The organism is Janthinobacterium goodfellowi (assembly GCF_051380695.1).
In the GTDB taxonomy this organism is placed as follows: Bacteria; Pseudomonadota; Gammaproteobacteria; order Burkholderiales; family Burkholderiaceae_D; genus Janthinobacterium.
Map to the genome: position 1 here is coordinate 32,799 of NZ_JBNYXN010000005.1, position 21,794 is coordinate 54,592.

A 21,794-nucleotide genomic window follows, 5' to 3' on the forward strand; every position below is an offset into this window, starting at 1 on the left:
ACTGCTATCCTAGAGGTGAATAGCAATACAGTACAAATACACTTCAACGCATAATTTCACATACTGTCATGGTCATATGAGCAATACACCCGCCTCACCGTCCCTGCCTTTGCTGTCGCGCGCCTCGGGCGAAACCCTGATCGACCAGATCGCGCGTTCGCTGGCGGCGCGCATCGACGACAAGCTGCTGCGCGGCGGCGCGCGCATGCCCTCGATCCGCCAGGCCGCCGCCAGCCTGAACGTCTCGTGCGCCACGGTGGTGGCCAGCTACGACAAGCTGGTGGCGCGCGGCTACCTCGAATCGCGGCGCGGCGCCGGCTTTTTCGTGCGCGAACGCTCGCCGCTGAACACGCCGGCGCCGCCCGCCGGCGCGCAGGACGCGGCGGCGCAGCCGATGGACGTGGTGTGGCTGATCCGTAACATGTTCCGCCAGACGCCGGCCATCCCCGCGCCCGGCACCGGCATGCTGCCGGCCGAGTGGCTCGATGGCGAGCTGGTGGCGCGCGCCTTGCGCGATGTCAGCCGCCAGCCGGGCAGCCTGCTGCTCGGTTACGGCTCGCCGCAGGGTTTTTTGCCGCTGCGCCAGCAGTTGCAGCTGAAACTGGCGGGCCTGGAAATCGCCTGTCCGCCCGAACAGATCGTCACCACGGTGGGCGTGATGCAGGCGCTGGACCTGGTGGCGCGCGAGTTTGCCCGCCCCGGCGACACCATTTTCGTCGACGATCCCGCGTATTGGCTGATGTTCGGCGCCTTTGCCGCCATGGGCATGAACGTCATCGGCATCCCGCGCTTGAAAGACGGCCCCGATATCGCCGTGCTGGCCGAGCTGGCGGCGCTGCACCGCCCCAAGCTGTACGTGATCAATTCGGTGCTGCACAACCCCAGCTCGACGTCGCTGTCGGCCGCCAAGGCTTTCCAGGTGCTGCGCCTGGCCGAACAGCACGATTTCCTCATCGTCGAGGATGACATTTATTGCGACATGCACCCGGGCGGCGCGGTGCAGGCAGCCACCCGCCTGGCCGCGCTGGACCAGTTGCGCCGCGTGATTTACCTGGGCGGCTTTTCCAAGAGCCTGTCGGCCAACCTGCGCGTGGGCTTCATCGCCACCTCGCCTGAATGGGCGCAGCGGCTGGCCGACCGCAAGATGCTGGCCACCCTGACCACCAGCGACATCGGCGAGCGGGTCGTATATAAAATCCTCTCGCAAGGCCTGTACCGCAAACACGCGGAGCGGCTGCGCGCGCGGCTCGACAAGGTGCGCGAGGGCACGTACCGCCGCGCCGAGCGGGCCGGCCTGCGCTTCGATCCCGCACCGGCCGGCATGTTCATCTGGGCCGACGCGGGCTGCGACACCAATGTGCTGGCCGAAAAGGCGCTGGCCGAAGGCCTGGTGCTGGGGCCGGGCAGCCTGTTTTCGCCGCGCCAGCTGCCGTCGACCTGCATGCGCCTGAACCTGGCCACGGTGCAGGACGAGCGGATCTGGGATTTTTTCGCGCGTGCGCTGGGTCAGGCGGGCGGCGCCGTCCCATCCGCTCTGAACAAGCCGGCGAGATAGCGCCTGATTGCGCGCAGCGGCCGCCCGATGCTCAGGCGCGGCGGCGCTCCCGGCGCGCCACGGCTGTCAGCAGGGCCGCGCCGGCCAGCAGCATGCCGACTTGTCCCGGTTCCGGCACCTCGCGTACTTGCCACAGGGCGTAGGTGCCGGTGCCGACAAAATTGGTCTTGGCGACGTAAGCGCCATGGTCGTCCGGATAGCGCGGCGCGGTATACGTCAGCTGGAATTCTGAACTGTAGCCCCAGGGGTCGACGAAATCCTTGAATTCGATGCGCTGTTCAAACTCCGCGGTGTCAAAATAAGGTGTCGAGCCGCCGGTGGACACGTCGAGCATGGACGACACCTTGTATTGCCCGAAGCCGTAGCCACCGGAACTCTGCATCATGATATTGCTTGTCGGTAGCAAATACATGCTGGCGTAGCCGTTTGGATCGAGAGTCCAGTTGTAACGGCGGCTGCCCATCGTGATCTCGCCGGAAAAATACACGGGGGCGCCATTGGTCGAGTTACTGGCGCCATGGATGTTGCCGGATTGGCTCTCTGCGAGCGTGGCCGTATCGAGCAGGAATTTCATCGTATATGGCTTGCCGACCAGCGATTCCCCGTAGTCGGAGAACAGGTGCAGTTCGTCCACCCCCTGGGCGACGATGCCGCTCACGCTGAATTCGATGACGGTCGCCTGGGCCATGACGGGCAGTGCCAGCAGGCCAGCCAAGATCCCGGTCCGCATGGCCTGCATCATGGTCTTGCACTGATGCGCAGTGACGGACTTTTCGGGAACCGCGGGCGCCGTTGTCGGTGTGCGGCGGGAGTCCGCCATGGACGGCGGCGTGCAGGTGCGAACGGACAGCATGGATAGGCGTTTCACGACGGTCTCCTCCTGTTTGATAATAGAAAATCAATATTAATGCCGATGCTGCTTGCAAGCCGCTCAATTGATGAGGTTGTTTTGTTATCGACTTTGCTATGACCTCCGTCACACCGGCCGACGGGCGTCGGTGCACGCTGCAACCACCCCACCCGCACATTGCTGCAAAGACGCCTTGAAATCGCTTATATAATCCCCAACTTCATCAAATCCGTCCCATCCACAAGACTATGAGGTAAAAATGGCTGTCTCCGAAAAGCAAACCCTGGGTTTTCAGACCGAAGTGAAGCAAATGCTGCACCTGATGATCCATTCCCTGTACTCGAACAAGGAAATCTTCCTGCGCGAATTGATCTCGAACGCGTCCGACGCGGCCGACAAATTGCGCTTCGAAGCGATCGATAACGACGCCCTGTATGGCAACGATCACGAATTGAAGATCAAGGTCAGCTTCGACAAGGATGCGCGCACCATCACCATTTCCGACAACGGCATCGGCATGACCCGTGACGAGGCGATCTCGCACCTGGGCACCATCGCCAAGTCGGGCACCAAGGAATTCTTCGGCAAGCTGTCGGGCGACCAGCAGCAGGACGCGGCCCTGATCGGCCAGTTCGGCGTGGGCTTCTATTCCGGCTTCATCGTCGCCGACAAGATCACCGTCGAAACGCGCCGCGCCGGCGTGGACGCTTCCGAAGGCGTGCGCTGGGAGTCGGCGGGCGAAGGCGATTACAGCATCGAATCGATCGACAAGCCGTCGCGCGGCACGGACATCATCCTGCACCTGCGCGAAGGCGAGGACGAATTGCTGTCGAGCTGGAAGATCAAGTCCATCATCCGCAAATACTCGGACCATATCTCGCTGCCGATCGTGATGCAGAAGGAAGAGTGGGACGACGAGAAAAAAGAAACCGTCCTGAAAGACGAATTCGAAACCGTCAACCAGGCCAGCGCCCTGTGGGCCCGCAACAAGGCCGACATCACGCCGGAACAGTACGACGAATTCTACAAGCACGTGTCGCACGACTTCCAGTCGCCGCTGACGCACACGCACAACCGCGTGGAAGGCCGCAGCGAATACACGCAGCTGCTGTACATTCCGGCCAAGGCGCCGTTCGACATGTGGGACCGCAACAAGCGCGGCGGCATCAAGCTGTACGTCAAGCGCGTCTTCATCATGGACGATGCCGAGCAGCTGATGCCGACCTACCTGCGCTTCGTGCGCGGGGTGATCGACTCTGCCGATTTGCCGCTGAACGTATCGCGCGAAATCCTGCAGGAGTCGCGCGACGTCAAGGTCATCCGCGAAGGCTCGACCAAGCGCGTGCTGGGCATGCTGGAAGAACTGGCGAACGCGGACGAGCAGGACAAGAAGGACAAGTACGCCGTCTTCTGGAAGGAATTCGGCCAGGTGCTGAAAGAGGGCATCGGCGAGGACGCGGCCAACAAGGAACGCCTGGCCAAGCTGCTGCGCTTTGCCTCGACGGCCAACGACAGCGACGAGCAAGTCACCTCGTTCGCCGACTACGTGGCGCGCATGAAGGAAGGCCAGGACAAGATCTATTACGTCACGGCCGACAACTACGCCGCAGCGAAAAACAGCCCGCACCTGGAAATCTTCCGCAAGAAGGGCGTCGAAGTGCTGCTGCTGACGGATCGCGTCGATGAATGGATGCTGTCCTTCCTGCAGGATTTCGAAGGCAAGGAACTGGTCTCCGTGGCCAAGGGCGGCCTGGACCTGGGCGCGCTGGAAGACGAAGCGGAAAAGAAAGAGCACGAAGAAACGGAAACCTCGTACGCCGACCTGGTGGGCAAGATGAAGACCGTGCTGGCTGACAAGGCCAAGGACGTGCGCGTGACGTTCCGTCTGACCGATTCGCCAGCCTGCCTGGTGGCCGATGAAAACGAATTGTCGGGCAACCTGCTGCGCATGCTGAAGGCGGCAGGTCAGAGCGCGCCGGAATCGAAGCCGATCTTGGAAATCAACCCGAACCACCCGCTGGTGACGCGTCTGAAATACGAGGACGCGGAAGGCGGCAAGTTCGGCGACTGGGCCAACATCCTGTTCGACCAGGCCATGCTGGCCGAAGGCGGTTCGCTGGCCGACCCGGCCAGTTTCGTCAAGCGCCTGAACGAGTTGCTGCTCAATACGGCGAAGTAATCGCCACCGCTGCGTAGGTCGGATTAGCGGGGCCGCCGAGGCCAAGCGTAATCCGACAGCCGCAGCGGCGACTGATGCAGCGAAGCCGGCCCTTTCGTCATGAAAGGGCCGGCTTTTTTTATGCTACAGTGCGCGATTATTTTATTTTATGGAAATAGCAATGGCGCATTGCCCGGCATGTGACAGTTCCAACATTCAACGCCTCTCCATGGTGCATGCCTCCGGCATTTCCGGCACATCGACCCATATGTCGGGCAGGATCGATGGTGATTTCATCCACGGTCATGCGCATACGCGCAGCCAGACCTTGTTATCGCGCCAGGCCGCCGGGCCGACGATGCAGACCCACCAGAAAGTGGGGCTGATCGTGTTGGGCGTGATCATTTTTGTCATCGCCGCCGTCATCTTTTACCAGGCTGGCGCAAATGGCCTGTTCTGGATCTTCGTAGCAGGGGGTGTCGTCTCCGTCGCCTTGTCGCAAACGTCCTTCGTCGCCAATTGGGACAAGGAGGCCGCCGCCTTGCAGGATAAATATGCGCGTACCTTCATGTGCCATGCCTGCGGCCACCGCTTCATTCCCCTACTCAAGCAACCGTGAAAATTCGCCTGATGGCGGGCCTGGGCGCGCATGCGCTGGGCTGCCTGCTGTTTATCGCATTGAGCTGGCTGGGGTTTTTCCTGTACACGCAGCTGTTCGGCAGCCTCGGCTCGCGCGGCGTGGCCGGCGGCCTGGCCTTGCTGCTGGTGTTTTATGTGTATGCGGGCACGAATCTGCTGCTGGCGCTGCTGCCGTCTGGCTGGTGGAAGCCTGCGCTGTGCGGCTTGCTGGGCGCGGTCGTGCTCGCGTACCTGCTGCCCCAGCATCCGCTGCGGGCCATCTACTTCAGCGTGCTGTCGGGCAGCTTGAGCTGGCTGGCCGTGCTGGCCAGCGCACGCCTAAGCGGATACCTGCGCGGCTGACAGGCCCGCAATGAAAGCGGCCACCGCAACGGCGGCTGCATCCGGCGCCGCCTGCAGCAGCATGTGCGGCGCGGCGATGTCGGCCAGTTGCGTGCCCGCTGCCTGCCGCAGTATTTGCACGGCGTTCGCCGGCGGCACCAGGCGGTCGTGGCTGGCGCGCAGATACAGCACGGGCAGGCTGCCGCGCGCGAAGCTGCGCGAGGCGTCGGTTTCCAGCACGGCGCGCAGGCGCTGGCGCAGCACGCTGGGCGGCACTTGCGCGAGCGCCGCGGCCAGTTCCGCCTGCAGCGCTGGCGTCGCATACGGCGTCAGCAGCGCCTGGCGCAGGGCGAAGCCGGGCAGGGGGCCAAAGGGCACCAGGCCGAGCAGGTGGCGCAGGGGCGCGAGCATCGGGCGTGGATTGCGCACGAACGAACAGCACAGGATCAGGGCACGCATGCCGGGCGGCGGATCGGCGCGCAAAGCTGCCCCCAGCGGTCCCGAAAACGATTCTGCCAGCACGATGAAAGGGCGGTCCCGCGGCAAACGCTCGCGCACGAATGCTTCCAGCGCCGCGTAATCGAGCGGCGCGGCCGGGTAGGCGATGGCCTGGGTGTCGATGGTGCTCTGCGCGCGCAAGGCGGCGTCAAAACGGTGGAAGAGCCGGGCCGTGCCATCCATGCCGGGCAGGAGGACAAGCAGTGTCGAGGCGGGGTGAAAGGTGGTCATTGCAGCCATCATAACAGCCGCACCGGCGCACCTGCCGTCCGCCTGCCGCACGGCATGGGGACTGGCGCCATGCTAGAATCGCCGGCGCGCCATGCGTGGCCAGTGGCCACTGGTAGCGGCAAAATCCCCCGACAGACAGAATCATGCATATCATCTTTTCGAATTACCGTACCCTGGGCGGCGCCTTGCTGGCTGCTGCCTGCGTCCTTTCCCAGCCCGCCCGCGCCACGGCGGCGCCCTCGGCACCGGCCGGGAAAAGCCTGTCCTCTCTGCTGGCCGGCGGTCCCTTGCCGCGCCTGAGCGAAGACCCGCAAGTGCGCGCGGCCCTGTTCGATTTCTTCGGCTACGCGCGCGGCAGCTACACGGAAGACGATGAACTGCTGCTGGCGCAGGCGCTCGAAGCGATCAGCGAAAAGCGCGACGCCACGCGCACCGTGCTGGCCGATGGCCGCCAACTGCTGGCGTCGATGAATGACCGCAAGCAGGGTCGCGAACGGGGCGCCATGCTGCTCGACAAACGCGGCGTCATCATCGCCTTTGGCCTGGTCAACGGGCATTGCCACCTGGAGGGCCAGCCGCTGGCGAAAGTCTGCAAGCCCGATCCGAACGCGGTGCTGACGGTATTCCACCGCAAGGGCATGCTGGTCGGGGATGCGGCGCCCTTGCTGGCCTGGGCCCGTCAATTGCCGCCCATGCTGGCGCTGATCGCGGGCGACAAGGAAGCGGGCGCAGATGGGCAGAAGATCGCCAGCGTCGAATACGTGCTGGCGCAGCCGGCCCTGCCGGGCTGGAACCGCGCGCAGCTGCCGCCCGCCTATCCGCCAGCGCTGCTGCCGCTGCTGCTCGATAAATCCACGGTGCTGACGTCGGCCGGCGCCGGCGTGTTTGCCTATCCGCTCACGCTCAAGGGCAAGAAACAGAACAATGTGCTGGACCATGCGGAAGGCCGTCCGCCGCGCGACCTGGAAGTGGCGTTGCGCAGCTATGCCAGTTTCGACACGGTGGTCGAGCGCTACCGCCAGCTGGCCAAGGGCGCCAGGCTGCAGCGCAACGAGCGCACGGCCTACCTCGATGGCGACATGGGGCAGGGCAGCTACCGCGTCTACATCCGCAACACGGGCGCGGACGGCGTGATGATCGACGTGGCGCTGTGGCAGCGCAGGCTGGCGGCGGGCCGCTGATTTTAGCAAGGGCGCGCTTGTTCGTAGCCCAGTTGCGCCAGCTGCGCGGCGATGGCGTCATCGCGTGTTTTCCTGCCGGTGCGCAGGCGAGCATGCGTCAGGGACGCGGGCAAGCCATGCGCCAGCAACGCGTCGATGTCGAGCATGGTCTCGGATGCCGACAACTGGCGCAGGGCGGGCAAGGCGGCCAGGCCGGGCAGGCTGTCGAGCGTCTTGCAGGTGTGCAGGTTCAGGCGTTCGAGCGCAGGATTGGGCCCCAGCGCGATCTGCCGCAGCTTGATCTGGTCTTCCACCCATAGCGCCTGCAACAGCGGGAAACGGCCGATATCGCCCAGCGTTTCCAGACCGCGCACACGTATCACTTCCAGTTTCCTCAACAGCGGCGCCTCGATGTGTGCGAGCGATTCCCGGCCGCCCAGTTGCAGCAGCAGCCTGTCCAGGCGGCTCATCTCCGAGATGAAATCCAGCGGCACCTTGTTCTTGATGCGGTACAGCGACAGGTCATGCAGCGCCGGCAGGCTGGCCAGGGTCTCGATATGCTGGCTGTGGCCTTCGATGACGAGGCTGGCCAGGTGCGCATACTGGCGCAGGGGCGCCAGGTCGATATTGTTCCTGGCAGATTCGCCCAGGTTCAGGTATTCGAGGGCGCGCAAATTGTCCAGCTGCAGGATGTCGGCTTGCCCTAGTTCGTACACGCCCAGGCTCAGGCGCTTCAGGTGGCGCAACTCGCCCAGGGTTTCCAGATACAGGGCGTTGCGGTGGCAGTCGATGGACAGGCTGGCCACATGCGGCAGCGCGCGCAGGATGCGGGCATCGAACACCCTCGGGTCGTAGCCGTAGATGCGGATGGTCAGCGCCGTGCCGCAAGTGGCGGCCAGGGCGTCGAGGTCGGCCAGCAGCGGCGTTGGCTCGGCCAGGGTATTGAACTGCACCAGCACCTCCTGGCCGCCCGCGATGGCGGCGCGGATCGCCCCGGCATCGATGCGCTCGGGGTTCTGGATGCACTGCGGCTGTCTTGCTTGCGTCATTGTCACAGTCCTATCGGGTAGTCGACTTTCCTGGGAGGAGGGCAGCCTTCCGGCCCCGGGAAGGTCTGCTTGCCCGTGTCGTCGTAGCGCTTGCCGCAATCGACGAGCACGCGCTTGCGGAAGGTGTAGATGCTGGCCACCTTGCCGTTCGGGTGGTAGCAGATATTGTCGCCATCGCGGTCGGCCGAAGCGTAGCTGATCATGGTCTCGCCGTTGACCGTGCGCGTGCTGTGGCCGCTGCGCGGCTCCGTGCATTTGAGCTGGCCGCTTTCATAGTATGCGTTGACGACGGAGGTGTCGGCGGCGCGGTCGACCAGCAGTTCATCCTTGCGCTTGCCGTTCGGGTAGTTCGAATAGCCTTCCTGGCGCTGGCCGTACTGGAAGGCATAGTAGTACTGCGGCTTGCCGTCCGGGTAGTACATGTGGTGGTACTCGCACACGTCGTCGCGCGTGCTGCCGTACTCCTTGAAGGTGCAGCGGTGGATGTCGTTGAGCAGCTGGCCGTCTTCATAGTATTCGCGCAGGTGCGTGAGCAGGCGGCCCTGGTCGATGACGGCCAGGCGTTCCGGCTTGCCATTCGGGTAGTAGCGCGCGTCGAGGCCCTGCTTCTTGCCGTTGTCCCACAGCGTATCGAGGCGCAGGATCTTGCCGCTGTCGTCGAACGCCTGTTCGCGCCCGTCCAGCTGGCCGTTGCGGTAGGTGGCCGTGTAGACCACGTATTCCTTGCCTGCCGGGCCCAGGTAGCGCGTGCGGCTGCCTTCGAGCACGCCGGCCTGATAGTGGTCGCGCACGCGCAGCGCGCCTTGCGCATCCGTGTCGATGGCCTCGCCCTGCTTCTTGCCTTTGACGAAAGTGACGCTTTGCGTGACCTTGTCCTTGAGCTTGAGCTTCCACGGCCCATCGCGCAAGCCGTCGATGAAGCTGCCTTCGCCGTCTTCCGTGATCCATGCGCCATGGCGCGTGCCGTTCACGTAGGTGCCGCGCGTTTGCAGCTTGCCGCCCATGCGGCGTTCGTGCGGGCCGTTCAATTGGCCGCCGGCGTAGGTGTCGAAACCCGTCACCTCATCCTCGTCGGCATAGTTGACGACGGTCCAGCGGCCTTCGCGCTTGCCGGCCCGGTACATGCCGCTCTCGCTCTGTTTGGGGTAGTCGAAGTGCCACATGCCTTCCTGCAGGCCGTTGACGTAATGGCCTTTCTCGCTGCCTTCATGCATGCCCTCGCGCACCCACAGTCCCTGGCGCTTGCCCTTCACGTACTGGCCCCGCTCGACCACCGAGCCGTCGTCCCAGGCCAGGCTGTAGAAAACGGACGGGCCGTCTTCGCTGCCCGTGAACTGCTGCGGCGCCGTTTCCCACGTCACTTGCCACAGCCGGTAATTGGGCAGGATGCCGGCGCCCGCATCGCTGTACAGGGTGTAGCTGGCCGTCAGGTAATGGTCGCCTTTTTTCTGGAAGGTTTTCTTGTAGGTGATGGCCTCCTTGCCGGCACCGGCCACGGGCTTGCCGTCATCGCTGTAGTAGCCGACGATGGTGCCTTGCGTATGGTCGATGGCGTCGAAGTCCGCATTGCCGCTCTTGCCGCGCGCGACGCTGTAGTCCATCGGCGCCAGCTTGGCCAGCGCCGCCTTGACCTGACCCGCGTTGGGCGCGGCGCTTTGCGCCACGATGCGGTTCAGGGCCGGCTGCAAGCCGTCGAGGCGCCGGTACTTGCCGGAGCCGCGGTGGTAGCGGTAGGCGCGCAGACCGTTCCTGTCGCCCTGGCGGAACAGCACCAGCATGGTTTGCACGCTGGTGTCCGATTCCTTGTCCAGCGACGCGTAGAAGACGGAGCGGATGACGGCGTTGCCGAACTGGTCGAGCAGGAAGGTTTTCGAAGCGCTGTTCGCGCACTCGCAGTAATAGCCGTTGACGCCTTCTTTTTCCTTGATGAAGGCGATATCCAGCCCGCTATCCTGCGATGCAGTGATGGCGGGATGGGCGAGGGTCTTGCCTTCGTAGAAGGGCGCGCCGTGGGCGAGGGCGGAGCAAAGCAGCAAGGGCAGGAGAACTGGCAAGAGCGGACGTTTCATCGTGAGGCTGGCGCCGGGGCGCCGCAATGGAAAGGCCACGATTTTGCCTGCGTTCTTACTTGTGGGCAAATGCGGGTGCGTCTATCGTGTGCGCGTGCGCACCCCGGTTCAGGGCTGGTGCGCGGCGCAGAAGTCCAGCAGCAGCTGTTCGCCGTCCGGCCAGGGGCCGTAGCCCGCATCGCCATTGATATGGCCGGCGTCGCCGATCATGGTGAAGTCGCTGCCCCAGGCGGCGGCAAACGCGCGTGCGCGCGCGAAGCTGACGTAGGGATCATCGCCGCTGGCCACCACCAGGCTGGGAAATGGCAAGGCTTGCAGCGGCATGGGAGAGAAACCTGTGGTGCCGGACGGGTAGGAGGGCGCTTCCACATCGCTGGGGGCGACGAGGAAGGCGCCGGCGATCCTGTGCGGCGAGCCGCTGGCCGCCCAGTGGCCCACCAGCGTGCAGGCCAGGCTGTGCGCCGCCAGCACGGGCGGGCGCTCGCAGGCGGCGATGGCCCGGTCGAGTTCCATCACCCATTCGTCCTTGTCCGGCGTCTGCCATTCCCGGTGCGGCACGCGCGACCATTGCGGGTGGCGCGCTTCCCAATGGGTTTGCCAATGCTGCGGCCCGGAATTCCACAGGCCGGCCAGGGTCAGGACGAGAGGCGACATCAAATCTCCTTGTAAAATCAAAGCTCCGTGCGCAGGGCGAATAGTTCAGGGAACAATACCACGTCGAGCATCTTGCGCAAATAGCTCACGCCCGCCGTGCCGCCCGTGCCCGTCTTGAAGCCGATGATGCGCTCGACCGTCGTCACGTGGCGGAAGCGCCAGAAGCGGAAGGCCGTTTCCAGGTCGACCAGCTTTTCGGCCAGCTCGTACAGGGCCCAGTGTTTCGACGGGTCGCGGTAGACTTCCAGCCACGCCGCCTTGACGGAGGCGTCGGAGGCGGTCGGCAGGGTCCAGTCGGCGTCCAGGCGCTCGGGGGCGATGGGCAAGCCGCTGCGCGCCAGCAGCTTGATCGCTTCGTCGTAGACGGACGGCGTGCGCAGGGCGGCGTCGAGCACCTTGTAGGTGTCGGGTGCCGTCGTATGCACGTTCAGCAGGGCGGCGTTCTTGTTCCCCAGGATGAATTCGATCTCGCGGTACTGGAAGGACTGGAAGCCGGACGAGGCGCCCAGGTAGGGCCGGATGGCCGTGTATTCGGGCGGCGTCATGGTGGCCAGCACGTCCCAGGCATGGACCAGCTGGTCCATGATGCGCGCCACGCGGGCCAGCATTTTAAACGCGGGGGCCAGGTCGCCGCTTTGCAGGTTGGCGCGCACGGCGTGCATTTCGTGGAGCATCAGCTTCATCCACAATTCGCTGGTCTGGTGCTGCACGATGAACAGCATTTCGTTGTGGTTCGGCGACAGCGGGTGCTGGGCCGTGAGGATGCGGTCCAGTGCCAGGTAGTTACCGTAGCTCATCGATTCGCTGAAATCCATCTGCGCGCCATGCCACTGCGCATCCTGGCCGCCGGCATGCATGGGGCAGCCGCTGGTGTTTTCCTTGTTCATATTTTTTTCGTCGCTCATGGGATGCCTCAGGTGACGGCATCGCGCTTGGCGGCGATGTCGTAGGCTAGTGTGTCGAGGATGTCGCGCAGGATTTCCACGGCATCCCATACGTCGGCAAAACTCGTGTACAGGGGCGTGAAGCCGAAGCGCATGATGGCCGGCTCGCGGTAGTCGCCAATCACGCCGCGCGCGATCAGCGCCTGCATCACGGCATAGCCGTGCGGGTGCGTGAAGCTGACCTGGCTGCCACGCCGCGCATGCTCGCGCGGCGTGACGAGACCCAGCGGATGGCTGGCGCAGCGCTGTTCCACCAGCGCGATGAACAGATCCGTCAGGGCCAGCGACTTGCGGCGGATGGCTTCCATGCTCGTTTGCGCAAAAATCTCGAGGCCGCATTCGACCAGGGCCAGCGAGATGATGGGCTGCGTGCCGCACAGGGCGCGGGTGATGCCGTCGGCCGGCGCGAAGCCCGGGTCCATGGCGAACGGCGTGGCGTGGCCCCACCAGCCGGACAGCGGCTGGCGGAAGCGCGCCTGGTGTTTTTCCGGCACCCAGATGAAGGCGGGCGAGCCGGGGCCGCCGTTCAGGTATTTATAGGTGCAGCCGACGGCCAGGTCGGCACCGGCGCCGTTCAGGTCCAGCGGCACGGCGCCGGCCGAATGGGCCAGGTCCCACAGCGCCAGCGCGCCCTGCGCGTGGCAGTGGCTGCTGATGGCGGCCATGTCGTGCTGGTAGCCGGTGCGGTAGTTCACGTGCGTGAGCATGGCGACGGCGCAATCGGCATCGATGGCTTGCGCCAGTTCGTCCGGACTGTCGACCAGGCGCAGCTGGTAGCCGCGGTCGAGCCAGGCGGCCAGGCCTTGCGCCATGTACAGGTCGGTAGGGAAGTTGCTGCGTTCGCTGACGATGATGCGCCGCGCAGCCTGGGCGGGATCGCTGGCCTGCATCTGCAGGGCGGCGGCCAGGGCCTTGAACAGGTTGACGGAGGTGGTGTCGGTGATCACCACTTCGCCCGTGCCGGCGCCCAGCAGCGGCGCCAGGCGGTCGCCCAGACGCTTGGGCAGGTCGAACCAGCCGGCCGTATTCCAGCTGCGGATCAGGTCCGTGCCCCATTCGGCCGTGATGACGTGCTGGGCGCGGGCCAGCGCCGCTTTCGGCCGCGCGCCCAGGGAATTGCCGTCGAGGTAAATCACGCCTTGCGGCAAGTCGAATTGCTGGCGCAGGGGCGCCAGAGGATCGTCGAGGTCGCGCGCGCTGCAGTCATGTCGAGAAATCATGGTGGCTTTCATGTTGATACTTGTCTCAATGGCACGATATTGCTTGAGGCTTAAAGTATTGTGCGGAAGCAGGCAGTGTAGCAAATCCATGCCGAAAAGCGGCATTTCCACCCTGGCTGCAGCGCGAAAAGTGCCTCGCTGCCGGGCGTCAACGAAAAAAATCACGATTTTTAAAAATATTTTCAAATCGCCCTAAAGTTTTGCCAGGCGCCGCCGTCAACGATTACATGAACGGTGTCAAACCGGCCAAAAAAGAATGTGGGTCTTTGAAATATTTTTCGAAAAAGCCCTAAAGTTCCTGCCAAGGCGGCCGTTATCTCAGTAGACAGGCTTGATTCCGATCAAGTTGTTGTAAAAAAGTGATATTTTTTACAGGCCAAAAGACGGGTAAATCCGTCGCGGAGCCAACTTCCCACATCCGCGCCGTTGCTGGCGTGCGACCATGATCGAGCAGTGTTTGTCAGACAAACACCTACGATCCCATCCTCTATTGCCCGACCAAAAATACAGCGCTGCACCTCTGTTGCGTTTGATGTTGCTCCTGCAGAATGTATCTCACTGGCAACAAACAATGCTGGCTGAATTCAACGGATTGAGGAGATGGAAATGACTGCTAACGACATGATGGCTGAGATTCGCGACGCTAACCTGAGCTATCTGATGCTGGCCCAGCAAATGATTCGTGCGGACAAGGTAACGGCCATCTTCCGTTTGGGCATTGCCGCCGACATCGCCGAATTGATCGAAGGCATGAGCAATGCGCAGATCCTGAAGCTCGCTGGCGGCAACATGATGCTGGCCCGCTTCCGCTTCGACGACAGCGCCATCCTGGGCATGTTGACGAACTACAATAAAGACCGCTCGCTGGCCCAGTCGCACGCTGCCATCCTCATGGCCGGACAGGGCGTCGAAGAAATCGCCTAAGATCGCCATCAAAACGTCCATGGCTGTGTTGCATTGCCTCGCCGTACATTCGTACTGTCTTCGGCAACGCGCCTTGCCTTGAACATTTTGCCGGCAACCTTTTAGTCAGTCTCAGTTAGTCAGTATCAGTCAGTCGCGGAGTACACAGCATGGCCAAGAAAAGTGTCGTATCGGAAGCGCAGGAAATCCAGCTGGCCATCGAACTGATACAGCTGGGCGCGCGCCTGCAACTGCTGGAGACGGAAGTGTCGCTGTCGCGCGAACGCCTGCTGAATCTGTACAAGGAATTGAAGGGCGTCTCGCCGCCCAAGGGCATGCTGCCGTTTTCCACCGACTGGTTCCTCACCTGGCAACCGAATATCCATTCCTCGCTGTTCATCAACATCCACAAATTCCTCGTCGACCACGCGGGCGCCACCGGCATCGAAGCCGTGATGAAGGCGTATAAGCTGTATCTGGAACAGATGCCGCCCGAAGCGGGCGAAGAGCCGCTGCTGTCGCTGACGCGGGCCTGGACCCTGGTGCGCTTTTTCAGCAGCAAGATGCTGGACATGGCGCCCTGCGGCAAGTGCGGCGGCAAGTTTGTCGTCAACTGCCTCGACCTGAACGCCGATTATGTGTGCGGCCTGTGCCACATGCCTTCGCGCGCCGGCAAGACCAAGAAGGCGCGCGACGAAGCGGCCGCTGTCGCGCCGCCCGGTGTCGTCGCCTGATACTGCTTCAAGAATAGCCTCAGTGAAAACCGGAGCGGTCGCCAGACCGGACTCCGGTTTTTTCATGGTGCTTTCGCTTACACTGGCGTTTTCCTCCGATGGCTGTCCCATGCTGCAACAAATCCTGCGCGCACCCGCGCTCAAGGCGATCCTGATCCAGGTGCTGGCCTTTCCCTTGATGTTGCTATTGGTATATGGCCTGGCGCGCGCCGGCGCGACGATGTCGCTGCCGGCCGTGGCCTTGCTGCAGGGTGTGCTGGCGGCGCTTATCACGTGGCGCGCGGGCCTGGCGCGCTGGTGGTGCGCCATCGGCCTGCTGTTTGCGCCCGCCTTGCTGGGCGCCAGTCTGCTCGACTGGCCTCCGGCCGTGTTTCTGGCGGCCTTTGTTTTCCTGCTGAGCCTGTACTGGTCCACGTTCCGCACGCAAGTGCCGTTTTACCCGTCGGGGCCGAAGGTGTGGCAGGCGGTGGCCGAGCTGATCGCGGACCGGCCCGGCGTGCGGCTGGTCGACATCGGCAGCGGCCTGGGCGGCCTGGTGCTGGACCTGGCGCGGCGCCGGCCCGACGGGCAGTTTTCCGGCATCGAACTGGCCCCGCTGCCGTGGCTGGCCAGCCGCTTGCGCGCGCGGCTGGCGGGCAGTCGGGCGCGCTTCCTGCGCGGCGATTACGAAGCGCTCGACTTCGGCCGCTACGATGCCGTGTTTGCCTACCTGTCGCCGGCGGCAATGGCGGCCCTGTGGATCAAGGCGGAAAGGGAAATGTTGCCCGGTAGCATGCTTCTTAGTTACGAATTCCGGATTGCGGCGCGCGAGCCCGATAAGACCATCGCCGCCACAGAGAGTGGCCCTTTACTTTACATATGGTGCTTTTAAGCAATTGTCTGCGTTATTTGCTTGCCCGGAGGGCAATCTCACGTTATTGTAGTTCCACACGGCATTTTCTCGGAATTGCATTGAAAAGCAGCACATTTCAATTAACTTTCGGTTACTTTTTTTGCCGCTGTCCTTGTCGGCGGCGCAGCCGCCAAGAGACAGAAACAGGTTTGAACATGCCGGGCACACAGCCACGGCCATTATTGGGAGTCAGGGCACTTGTTAGTCATAATCGGATACATCATCGTCTGCGCCTCGGTCTTTGGCGGCTTCGCGCTGGCCGGCGGCCATCTGGCGGCGCTGTTCCAGCCGCTGGAGTTGCTGATGATCGGCGGCGCCGCCCTGGGCGCCTTCCTTGTTGGTAACAATAACAAGGCCATCAAGGCGACGATCGCCGCCTTGCCCAGCCTGTTCAAGGGCTCGCGCTATACCAAAGAGCTGTACATGGAACTGATGTCGCTGTTGTTCGAAGTGCTCAGCAAGGTGCGCAAGGAAGGCTTGATGTCGATCGAAGGCGATATCGACAAGCCGGAAGAGAGCCCGCTGTTTTCCAAATACCCGGCCGTGCTGGCCGACCACCACATCGTCGAATTCATGACCGATTACCTGCGCCTGATGGTATCGGGCAATATGGATGCGTTCCAGATCGAAAACCTGATGGACAACGAAATCGAGACGCACCATCACGAAGGCGCCGTGCCGGCCCACGTGATCGCCAAGGTGGGCGATGGCTTGCCCGCGTTCGGTATCGTCGCCGCCGTGATGGGCGTGGTGCACACGATGGAGTCGGTGGGCATACCGCCGGCCGAGCTGGGCATGCTGATCGCGCACGCGCTGGTCGGCACCTTCCTCGGCATCTTGCTGGCCTACGGTTTCGTGGGGCCATTGGCCAGCCTGCTGGAACAGAAGCTGGAAGAGTCGAGCAAGATGTTCCAGTGCGTGAAAGTGACCCTGCTGGCCAGCCTGAACGGCTATGCGCCGGCGCTGGCCGTGGAGTTCGGCCGCAAGGTGCTGTTCTCGACCGAGCGCCCGACGTTCAATGAGCTGGAAGACCACATCAAGAAATCGAAAACGAAGTAAGCAGTGAAACTACGCCTGGACACCATGAGTCATTTGCAGCACACGGAAGGGGGACGCCATGGCCGATGAAGGCATGCGCCCGATTATCGTCAAGCGTATCAAGAAGACGGCTGGCGGACACCATGGCGGGGCGTGGAAAATCGCCTACGCCGACTTTGTCACGGCCATGATGGCCTTCTTCCTGCTGATGTGGCTGCTCGGCTCCACCTCGAAGGGCGACTTGAACGGCATTTCCGAATTCTTCAAGACACCGTTGAAAGTGGCCATGGCGGGCGGCTCCGGCAGCGGCGAAAGCAATTCCGTGATCCAGGGCGGCGGCCAGGACCTGTCGCGCCAGGACGGGCAGGTACGCAAGGCGCAGGAAGAGCAGCAGCGCAAATCGTTCGACCTCAATTCCGCCAAGGCCGCGCTCGAGCGCGAGGAGAGCAAGCGCCTGCAGGCGCTCAAGGCGCGCATCGAAGCGACCATCGACGCCAATCCCCTGCTGAAAAAATACAAGAACCAGTTGCTGCTCGATATCACCAGCGAAGGCTTGCGCATCCAGATCGTCGACGAGCAGAACCGTCCTATGTTTGCGCTCGCCAATGCGAACCTGCAACCGTACACCAAGGAAATCCTGCACGCCATCGGCTCCGTGCTCAATGAAGTGCCGAACCGCATCGGCCTGTCGGGGCATACGGATTCGACCCCCTACATGAGCGATGCCGGCTACAGCAACTGGGAATTGTCGGCCGACCGCGCGAATGCGTCGCGGCGCGAACTGGTGATCGGCGGCATGAAGGAAGAAAAAGTCTTGCGCGTGGTGGGCCTGGGCTCGGCCGCGCACCTGGACAAGCTCGATCCCTTCAATCCGATCAACCGGCGCATCAGCATCATCGTCATGAACAAACGCACGGAAGAAAATGTCCTGCGCGATGGTGCGGCGATCGAATTGCCGGTGACCGATGCCGCTTCCGCCGCTGTCGCTTCAGGGCTGGCGGCCGGCGCGCCGCCCGCGGCGGCGCCAGTCCCCGCCCCGGCAGCGGCGAAAAAATAACACGCAAGGCTGTCGACGCGTGGTGTATTGAAACAATGAGACCTTTATGACAAGAAAGAAAATACTTGGCTCGCATGTAAAGCGCCTGCTGTCTGGCGTGTCGGACCATGGCCGCAAGCACTTGACGGAGGTGGAAACCGACCTGGTGCAGACCGGCATCTTGCTGGAAGAGGCGATCGAGAAGCTGTCCTTCAATTTCATGGCGATACACGCAGCCGTCGCTGCGCAGCAAGACACGATCGCCTTGCTGCTCGACGGCGGTATTCCTGCCGAGCAGCAGCGGGAAAAACTGCTGGCCTTGCAGGATGAGGTGGGGGGCTATGTGAATGCCGCCATCACCAGCCTGCAGTTCCAGGACATGACCAGCCAGCTGATCGAGCGCACCTTGAAGCGCGTGACGGGCTTGCGCGAGTTCCTCGGGACCCTGGGCGAGCATGGCGCGGAGATGTTGCCGGAGAGCGACAATGAAGAAATTGTCGCCTTGCTGGGGCGGGTCAGCATGGCGCTGGCGATTCAAAGCCTGGAGTTGCGCAGCGTGCTGCGCAAGGCTGTCAGTCAGCAGCATTTGGAAAGCGGCGACATCGAGCTGTTCTAGCATGCCAGTGTGGAGCGCTTGTGGTTGCATGGATTGATTAATCAAATACTCGGGCAGGATGCCCGGAATAAGTGGGAGCAAAGATGGCCAAAACGATACTTGCAGTGGACGATTCCAGCTCATTGCGCCAGATGGTGGCGTTCAGCCTGAAAGCCGCCGGTTACCAGGTGGTGGAGGCCGTCGACGGCCAGGATGGACTGGAAAAAGCCAAGCTGCAAACCGTGGACCTGGTATTGACGGACCAGAACATGCCGCGCATGGATGGCCTGGAGCTGATCAAGCTGCTGCGCGAGCTGCCGACCTACCAGAAGGTACCCATCCTGATGCTGACGACGGAGTCGTCGGACGAGATGAAATCGAAAGGACGTGCCGCCGGCGCCAATGGCTGGCTGGTCAAGCCGTTCGATCCGCAACGCCTGATCGAAGTGGTCAAGAAGGTGATCGGCTGATGCCAGCCGCGCAGCACAACGATGCAATTGACGGAGTCACCCTATGACCATCGATATTAGCCAGTTTTTTCAGGTCTTTTTCGATGAGGCCGAAGAACTGCTGGCTGAAAAAGAACGGCTGCTGCTGGCCGTTGATATTGCGGCGCCCGACGCCGAAGATCTGAATGCCATTTTCCGTACCGCCCATTCGATCAAGGGCGGCGCATCGACGTTCGGCCTCTCCGACATGAGCGAGGTGACGCACATCCTCGAGTCGCTGCTCGACCGCATCCGCCAGGGCCAGATGGCCCTGACGGCGGAACACGTCGACGCCTTTTTGGCCGCCAAGGATATCCTCAAGATGCAGCTCGACGGCCATCGCCTGGGCAGTGCCGTCGACCAGGATGCCGTGGCCAACGTGCGCATGATGCTGCAGTCGTTCTCGCAGGACGTGCCGGTGGCCGCGCTCACGCCCGTCGCGCCGGCCTTCCATACGGCGGAAAAAGCCGCCGTCAGCCATGCCGGCGGCCATCGCATCCGCCTCGAGCTGCCGGCCATGGAGCCGCGCGAAGTCGATGCGCTGGCGGCCGAACTGGGCTTGCTGGGCGACGTCGCCGTATCGAGCTTGCCCGACGCGCGCAAGGTGCTGGAAGTGACGACGCATGAAAGCCTGGACGATATCCTGGCCATCTGCTCGTTCGTGCTCAATCCCGACGACATGGTGATCACGCAGGCGCCGCCGCTGGCGCCAGGCGAAGCCGAGGCGGCCCGCGCGGCGCAGGAAAAAGCCCAGGGCTATGGTTTCTTCGACCCGCTGCCAGGCGCACCTGCCGCACAGGGCGCGGCGGACCCCGGCTATGGCTTCTTCCAGCCGCTCGAGGATATCCGCGCCGCCGCCGGCGTGCAGAGCGATGCCGAACAGGGCTACGGTTTCTTCCAGCCGCTAGAACAGATTCGCGCCGACGCGGCCAAGGCGGGCAGCGCCGCCGCCACGCCGGCCGTGGCGAGCGTTGTGGCCGAAGCGGAGCAGGAAAAGAAACCGGCCAAGAAAGAGGGCGACAAGGCCGGCGCCGAGTCGTCGTCGATCCGCGTCTCGATCGAGAAAGTCGACCAGCTGATCAACCTGGTGGGCGAACTGGTGATCACGCAGGCGATGATCGAGCAGCGCGCCAGCGCGCTCGACCCGATGCTGCATGAAAAACTGCTCGACAGCGTCAGCCACCTGACGCGCAACACGCGCGACTTGCAGGAAGCGGTCATGTCGATCCGCATGATGCCGATGGATTTCGTCTTTTCGCGCTTCCCGCGCATGGTGCGCGACCTGGCCACGAAACTGGGCAAGAAGGTCGACTTCATCACGAATGGCGCCGCCACGGAACTGGACAAGGGCCTCATCGAGCGCATCGTCGATCCGCTCACGCACCTGGTGCGCAACAGCATCGACCATGGCGTGGAAATGCCGGCCGCCCGCGTGGCCGCCGGCAAGACCGAGGCGGGCCGTCTGTTCCTCTCGGCCAGTCACCAGGGCGGCAACATCATCATCGAAGTATCCGATGACGGCGCGGGACTGAACCGCGAGCGCATCCTGGCCAAGGCCGCGCAGCAAGGCCTGGACGTATCCGAGTCGATGAGCGACGCCGACGTGTGGCAGCTGATATTCGCGCCCGGCTTTTCCACCGCCGAAGCGGTCACCGACGTGTCGGGCCGCGGCGTGGGCATGGATGTCGTCAAGCGCAATATCAGCGCCATGGGCGGCGTCGTCGACATCCGTTCGGCCAAGGGTTTCGGCACGACGATTTCCATTTCGCTGCCGCTGACCCTGGCCATCCTGGACGGCATGTCGATCCGCGTCGGCGACGAAGTGTATATTTTGCCGCTGGGCTTTGTCATCGAATCGCTGCAGCCGGCCGTTGAGGACATCAAGGACATCAGTGGCAAGGGGCAGGTGGTGAAAGTGCGCGGCGAATACCTGCCCTTGATTCCGCTGTACCAGATGTTCGACATCGCGCCGCGCTTTACCAGTCCCTCGGAAGGCATCTGCGTGATCCTCGAGACGGAAGGGCGCAAGGCGGCCCTGTTTGTCGACGACCTGGTGGGGCAGCAGCAGGTCGTGGTGAAAAACCTCGAATCGAATTACCGCAAGGTGGTGGGCATTTCCGGCGCCACCATCCTGGGCGATGGCGGCGTGTCGCTGATTCTCGATGTCGCCGCCCTGATCCGTTCCTCTCGCCAGCTGGCCGACGAGTCCATTTTTTCGTAATACCGATAGATAAAGATAGGAAAACGCACCATGTCAGATACTCAACAAACATCCGGAAGCAATGCGGGCGACGGCAAGGACATCGCCGGCCGTGAATTCCTGGCCTTCACCCTGGGCTCCGAAGAGTACGGCATCGATATCCTGAAGGTCCAGGAGATCCGTGGTTACGAAGCGGTCACCCGCATCGCCAACGCGCCTGAATTCATCAAGGGCGTGATTAACCTGCGCGGCATCATCATTCCCGTGGTCGACATGCGCATCAAGTTCAACCTGGGCACGCCCGTGTACGACCAGTTCACGGTAGTGATCATCCTGAACATCGGCGGCCGTATCGTCGGCATGGTGGTCGACAGCGTTTCCGACGTCACCACCCTGACGCCGGAGCAGGTCAAGCCGGCACCGGAAATGGGCACCGCCTTCTCGACCGACTACATGATCGGCCTGGGCACCATCGACGAGCGCATGCTGATCCTGGTCGACATCGACAAGCTGATGTCGAGCAGCGAGATGGGCCTGATCGACAAGCTGGCGGCGTAAGC

21 protein-coding genes are annotated in these 21,794 nt (G+C 63.0%); 14 read left to right on the top strand and 7 right to left on the bottom strand.

The genetic code is table 11. The features are described 5' to 3' along the window. The first annotated feature begins 76 nt into the window (after positions 1–76). A complete protein-coding gene (locus ACQ4WQ_RS19065; protein ID WP_436499223.1) occupies positions 77–1,555 on the top strand; it encodes an aminotransferase-like domain-containing protein in 1,479 nt (492 codons plus the stop codon). Positions 1,556–1,586: 31 nt separating this feature from the next. Here ACQ4WQ_RS19065 and ACQ4WQ_RS19070 read toward each other — a convergent pair whose 3' ends face one another. Then, positions 1,587–2,285 (bottom strand): PEP-CTERM sorting domain-containing protein, encoded by a 699-nt coding sequence (locus ACQ4WQ_RS19070; protein ID WP_436499225.1) that lies wholly within the window; start codon positions 2,283–2,285, stop codon positions 1,587–1,589. Positions 2,286–2,664: 379 nt separating this feature from the next. Between ACQ4WQ_RS19070 and htpG the strand changes: the two genes are divergently transcribed. The 3 genes from htpG to ACQ4WQ_RS19085 all read left to right on the top strand — a co-directional run bounded on the left by htpG (position 2,665) and on the right by ACQ4WQ_RS19085 (position 5,544). Then, complete coding sequence (gene htpG / locus ACQ4WQ_RS19075) at positions 2,665–4,584, top strand: molecular chaperone HtpG (RefSeq protein WP_230506175.1); 1,920 nt, start codon at positions 2,665–2,667, stop codon at positions 4,582–4,584. Positions 4,585–4,792: 208 nt separating this feature from the next. Further along, positions 4,793–5,182, top strand: coding sequence for a hypothetical protein (locus tag ACQ4WQ_RS19080; RefSeq protein WP_436499227.1), 390 nt, complete (start codon positions 4,793–4,795; stop codon positions 5,180–5,182). Then, on the top strand, positions 5,179–5,544 hold the full coding sequence (locus ACQ4WQ_RS19085; protein ID WP_436499229.1) for a hypothetical protein: 366 nt from the start codon (positions 5,179–5,181) through the stop codon (positions 5,542–5,544). Before ACQ4WQ_RS19080 ends, ACQ4WQ_RS19085 begins: the two co-directional genes overlap by 4 nt. On the opposite strand, the gene ACQ4WQ_RS19090 is transcribed toward ACQ4WQ_RS19085, so the two are convergent. Then, positions 5,521–6,252 carry an alpha/beta fold hydrolase gene (locus ACQ4WQ_RS19090; RefSeq protein ID WP_436499231.1) on the bottom strand — a complete coding sequence of 244 codons (732 nt, stop codon included), beginning with the start codon at positions 6,250–6,252 and terminating at the stop codon, positions 5,521–5,523. The genes ACQ4WQ_RS19085 and ACQ4WQ_RS19090 overlap by 24 nt on opposite strands. A 143-nt stretch (positions 6,253–6,395) precedes the next feature. On the opposite strand from ACQ4WQ_RS19090, the gene ACQ4WQ_RS19095 reads away from it, so the two are divergent. Then, on the top strand, positions 6,396–7,433 hold the full coding sequence (locus tag ACQ4WQ_RS19095; protein WP_436499233.1) for a hypothetical protein: 1,038 nt from the start codon (positions 6,396–6,398) through the stop codon (positions 7,431–7,433). Positions 7,434–7,435: 2 nt separating this feature from the next. Here the strand turns inward: ACQ4WQ_RS19095 and ACQ4WQ_RS19100 are convergent, their stop codons facing one another. The 5 genes from ACQ4WQ_RS19100 to kynU all read right to left on the bottom strand — a co-directional run bounded on the left by ACQ4WQ_RS19100 (position 7,436) and on the right by kynU (position 13,348). Next, positions 7,436–8,461, bottom strand: a complete 1,026-nt coding sequence (locus ACQ4WQ_RS19100; protein ID WP_436499235.1) for a leucine-rich repeat domain-containing protein — start codon at positions 8,459–8,461, stop codon at positions 7,436–7,438. A gap of 2 nt (positions 8,462–8,463) precedes the next feature. Next, complete coding sequence (locus tag ACQ4WQ_RS19105; RefSeq protein ID WP_436499237.1) at positions 8,464–10,569, bottom strand: toxin-antitoxin system YwqK family antitoxin; 2,106 nt, start codon at positions 10,567–10,569, stop codon at positions 8,464–8,466. 69 nt (positions 10,570–10,638) lie between these two features. Beyond that, positions 10,639–11,184 carry an RBBP9/YdeN family alpha/beta hydrolase gene (locus tag ACQ4WQ_RS19110; protein WP_326458936.1) on the bottom strand — a complete coding sequence of 182 codons (546 nt, stop codon included), beginning with the start codon at positions 11,182–11,184 and terminating at the stop codon, positions 10,639–10,641. Positions 11,185–11,201: 17 nt separating this feature from the next. Further along, the gene (gene kynA / locus ACQ4WQ_RS19115) at positions 11,202–12,089 is read right to left on the bottom strand and encodes a tryptophan 2,3-dioxygenase (protein WP_326458937.1); all 888 of its coding nucleotides are present in this window, start codon (positions 12,087–12,089) and stop codon (positions 11,202–11,204) included. Between the two features lie 8 nt (positions 12,090–12,097). Beyond that, a complete protein-coding gene (kynU, locus tag ACQ4WQ_RS19120; protein ID WP_436499239.1) occupies positions 12,098–13,348 on the bottom strand; it encodes a kynureninase in 1,251 nt (416 codons plus the stop codon). A 606-nt stretch (positions 13,349–13,954) separates the two neighbouring features. On the opposite strand from kynU, the gene flhD reads away from it, so the two are divergent. The 9 genes from flhD to ACQ4WQ_RS19165 all read left to right on the top strand — a co-directional run bounded on the left by flhD (position 13,955) and on the right by ACQ4WQ_RS19165 (position 21,792). Further along, positions 13,955–14,272, top strand: a complete 318-nt coding sequence (flhD, locus tag ACQ4WQ_RS19125) for a flagellar transcriptional regulator FlhD (RefSeq protein WP_010396649.1) — start codon at positions 13,955–13,957, stop codon at positions 14,270–14,272. A gap of 149 nt (positions 14,273–14,421) precedes the next feature. Next, a complete protein-coding gene (gene flhC / locus ACQ4WQ_RS19130) occupies positions 14,422–14,985 on the top strand; it encodes a flagellar transcriptional regulator FlhC (RefSeq protein WP_326458939.1) in 564 nt (187 codons plus the stop codon). 109 nt (positions 14,986–15,094) lie between these two features. After that, complete coding sequence (locus ACQ4WQ_RS19135; protein WP_436499242.1) at positions 15,095–15,856, top strand: SAM-dependent methyltransferase; 762 nt, start codon at positions 15,095–15,097, stop codon at positions 15,854–15,856. A 219-nt stretch (positions 15,857–16,075) separates the two neighbouring features. Then, positions 16,076–16,936: a flagellar motor stator protein MotA gene (gene motA / locus ACQ4WQ_RS19140; protein ID WP_077401985.1), complete on the top strand. Its 861-nt coding sequence runs from the start codon at positions 16,076–16,078 to the stop codon at positions 16,934–16,936. 58 nt (positions 16,937–16,994) lie between these two features. Next, entirely contained in the window at positions 16,995–17,972 is a 978-nt protein-coding gene (gene motB, locus ACQ4WQ_RS19145) for a flagellar motor protein MotB (protein ID WP_436499244.1), read from the top strand. A 46-nt stretch (positions 17,973–18,018) separates the two neighbouring features. Continuing rightward, positions 18,019–18,567 carry a hypothetical protein gene (locus ACQ4WQ_RS19150; protein ID WP_034758366.1) on the top strand — a complete coding sequence of 183 codons (549 nt, stop codon included), beginning with the start codon at positions 18,019–18,021 and terminating at the stop codon, positions 18,565–18,567. 83 nt (positions 18,568–18,650) lie between these two features. Continuing rightward, positions 18,651–19,016: a response regulator gene (locus tag ACQ4WQ_RS19155; protein ID WP_034758362.1), complete on the top strand. Its 366-nt coding sequence runs from the start codon at positions 18,651–18,653 to the stop codon at positions 19,014–19,016. 43 nt (positions 19,017–19,059) lie between these two features. Further along, positions 19,060–21,255, top strand: a complete 2,196-nt coding sequence (gene cheA / locus ACQ4WQ_RS19160; protein WP_436499246.1) for a chemotaxis protein CheA — start codon at positions 19,060–19,062, stop codon at positions 21,253–21,255. A gap of 30 nt (positions 21,256–21,285) precedes the next feature. Beyond that, complete coding sequence (locus ACQ4WQ_RS19165; RefSeq protein WP_034758356.1) at positions 21,286–21,792, top strand: chemotaxis protein CheW; 507 nt, start codon at positions 21,286–21,288, stop codon at positions 21,790–21,792. The last annotated feature ends 2 nt before the right edge of the window (positions 21,793–21,794 follow it).

Bases quoted from the DNA above. Each gene is read 5' to 3' on its own strand.
- ACQ4WQ_RS19065 (WP_436499223.1), top strand. From the start codon at position 77: ATGAGCAATACACCCGCCTCACCGTCCCTGCCTTTGCTGTCGCGCGCC.
- ACQ4WQ_RS19070 (WP_436499225.1), bottom strand. From the start codon at position 2,285: ATGCGGACCGGGATCTTGGCTGGCCTGCTGGCACTGCCCGTCATGGCC.
- htpG (WP_230506175.1), top strand. From the start codon at position 2,665: ATGGCTGTCTCCGAAAAGCAAACCCTGGGTTTTCAGACCGAAGTGAAG.
- ACQ4WQ_RS19080 (WP_436499227.1), top strand. From the start codon at position 4,793: ATGGTGCATGCCTCCGGCATTTCCGGCACATCGACCCATATGTCGGGC.
- ACQ4WQ_RS19090 (WP_436499231.1), bottom strand. From the start codon at position 6,252: ATGACCACCTTTCACCCCGCCTCGACACTGCTTGTCCTCCTGCCCGGC.
- ACQ4WQ_RS19095 (WP_436499233.1), top strand. From the start codon at position 6,396: ATGCATATCATCTTTTCGAATTACCGTACCCTGGGCGGCGCCTTGCTG.
- ACQ4WQ_RS19100 (WP_436499235.1), bottom strand. From the start codon at position 8,461: ATGACGCAAGCAAGACAGCCGCAGTGCATCCAGAACCCCGAGCGCATC.
- ACQ4WQ_RS19110 (WP_326458936.1), bottom strand. From the start codon at position 11,184: ATGTCGCCTCTCGTCCTGACCCTGGCCGGCCTGTGGAATTCCGGGCCG.
- kynA (WP_326458937.1), bottom strand. From the start codon at position 12,089: ATGAGCGACGAAAAAAATATGAACAAGGAAAACACCAGCGGCTGCCCC.
- kynU (WP_436499239.1), bottom strand. From the start codon at position 13,348: ATGATTTCTCGACATGACTGCAGCGCGCGCGACCTCGACGATCCTCTG.
- flhD (WP_010396649.1), top strand. From the start codon at position 13,955: ATGACTGCTAACGACATGATGGCTGAGATTCGCGACGCTAACCTGAGC.
- flhC (WP_326458939.1), top strand. From the start codon at position 14,422: ATGGCCAAGAAAAGTGTCGTATCGGAAGCGCAGGAAATCCAGCTGGCC.
- ACQ4WQ_RS19135 (WP_436499242.1), top strand. From the start codon at position 15,095: ATGCTGCAACAAATCCTGCGCGCACCCGCGCTCAAGGCGATCCTGATC.
- motB (WP_436499244.1), top strand. From the start codon at position 16,995: ATGGCCGATGAAGGCATGCGCCCGATTATCGTCAAGCGTATCAAGAAG.
- ACQ4WQ_RS19150 (WP_034758366.1), top strand. From the start codon at position 18,019: ATGACAAGAAAGAAAATACTTGGCTCGCATGTAAAGCGCCTGCTGTCT.
- ACQ4WQ_RS19155 (WP_034758362.1), top strand. From the start codon at position 18,651: ATGGCCAAAACGATACTTGCAGTGGACGATTCCAGCTCATTGCGCCAG.
- cheA (WP_436499246.1), top strand. From the start codon at position 19,060: ATGACCATCGATATTAGCCAGTTTTTTCAGGTCTTTTTCGATGAGGCC.
- ACQ4WQ_RS19165 (WP_034758356.1), top strand. From the start codon at position 21,286: ATGTCAGATACTCAACAAACATCCGGAAGCAATGCGGGCGACGGCAAG.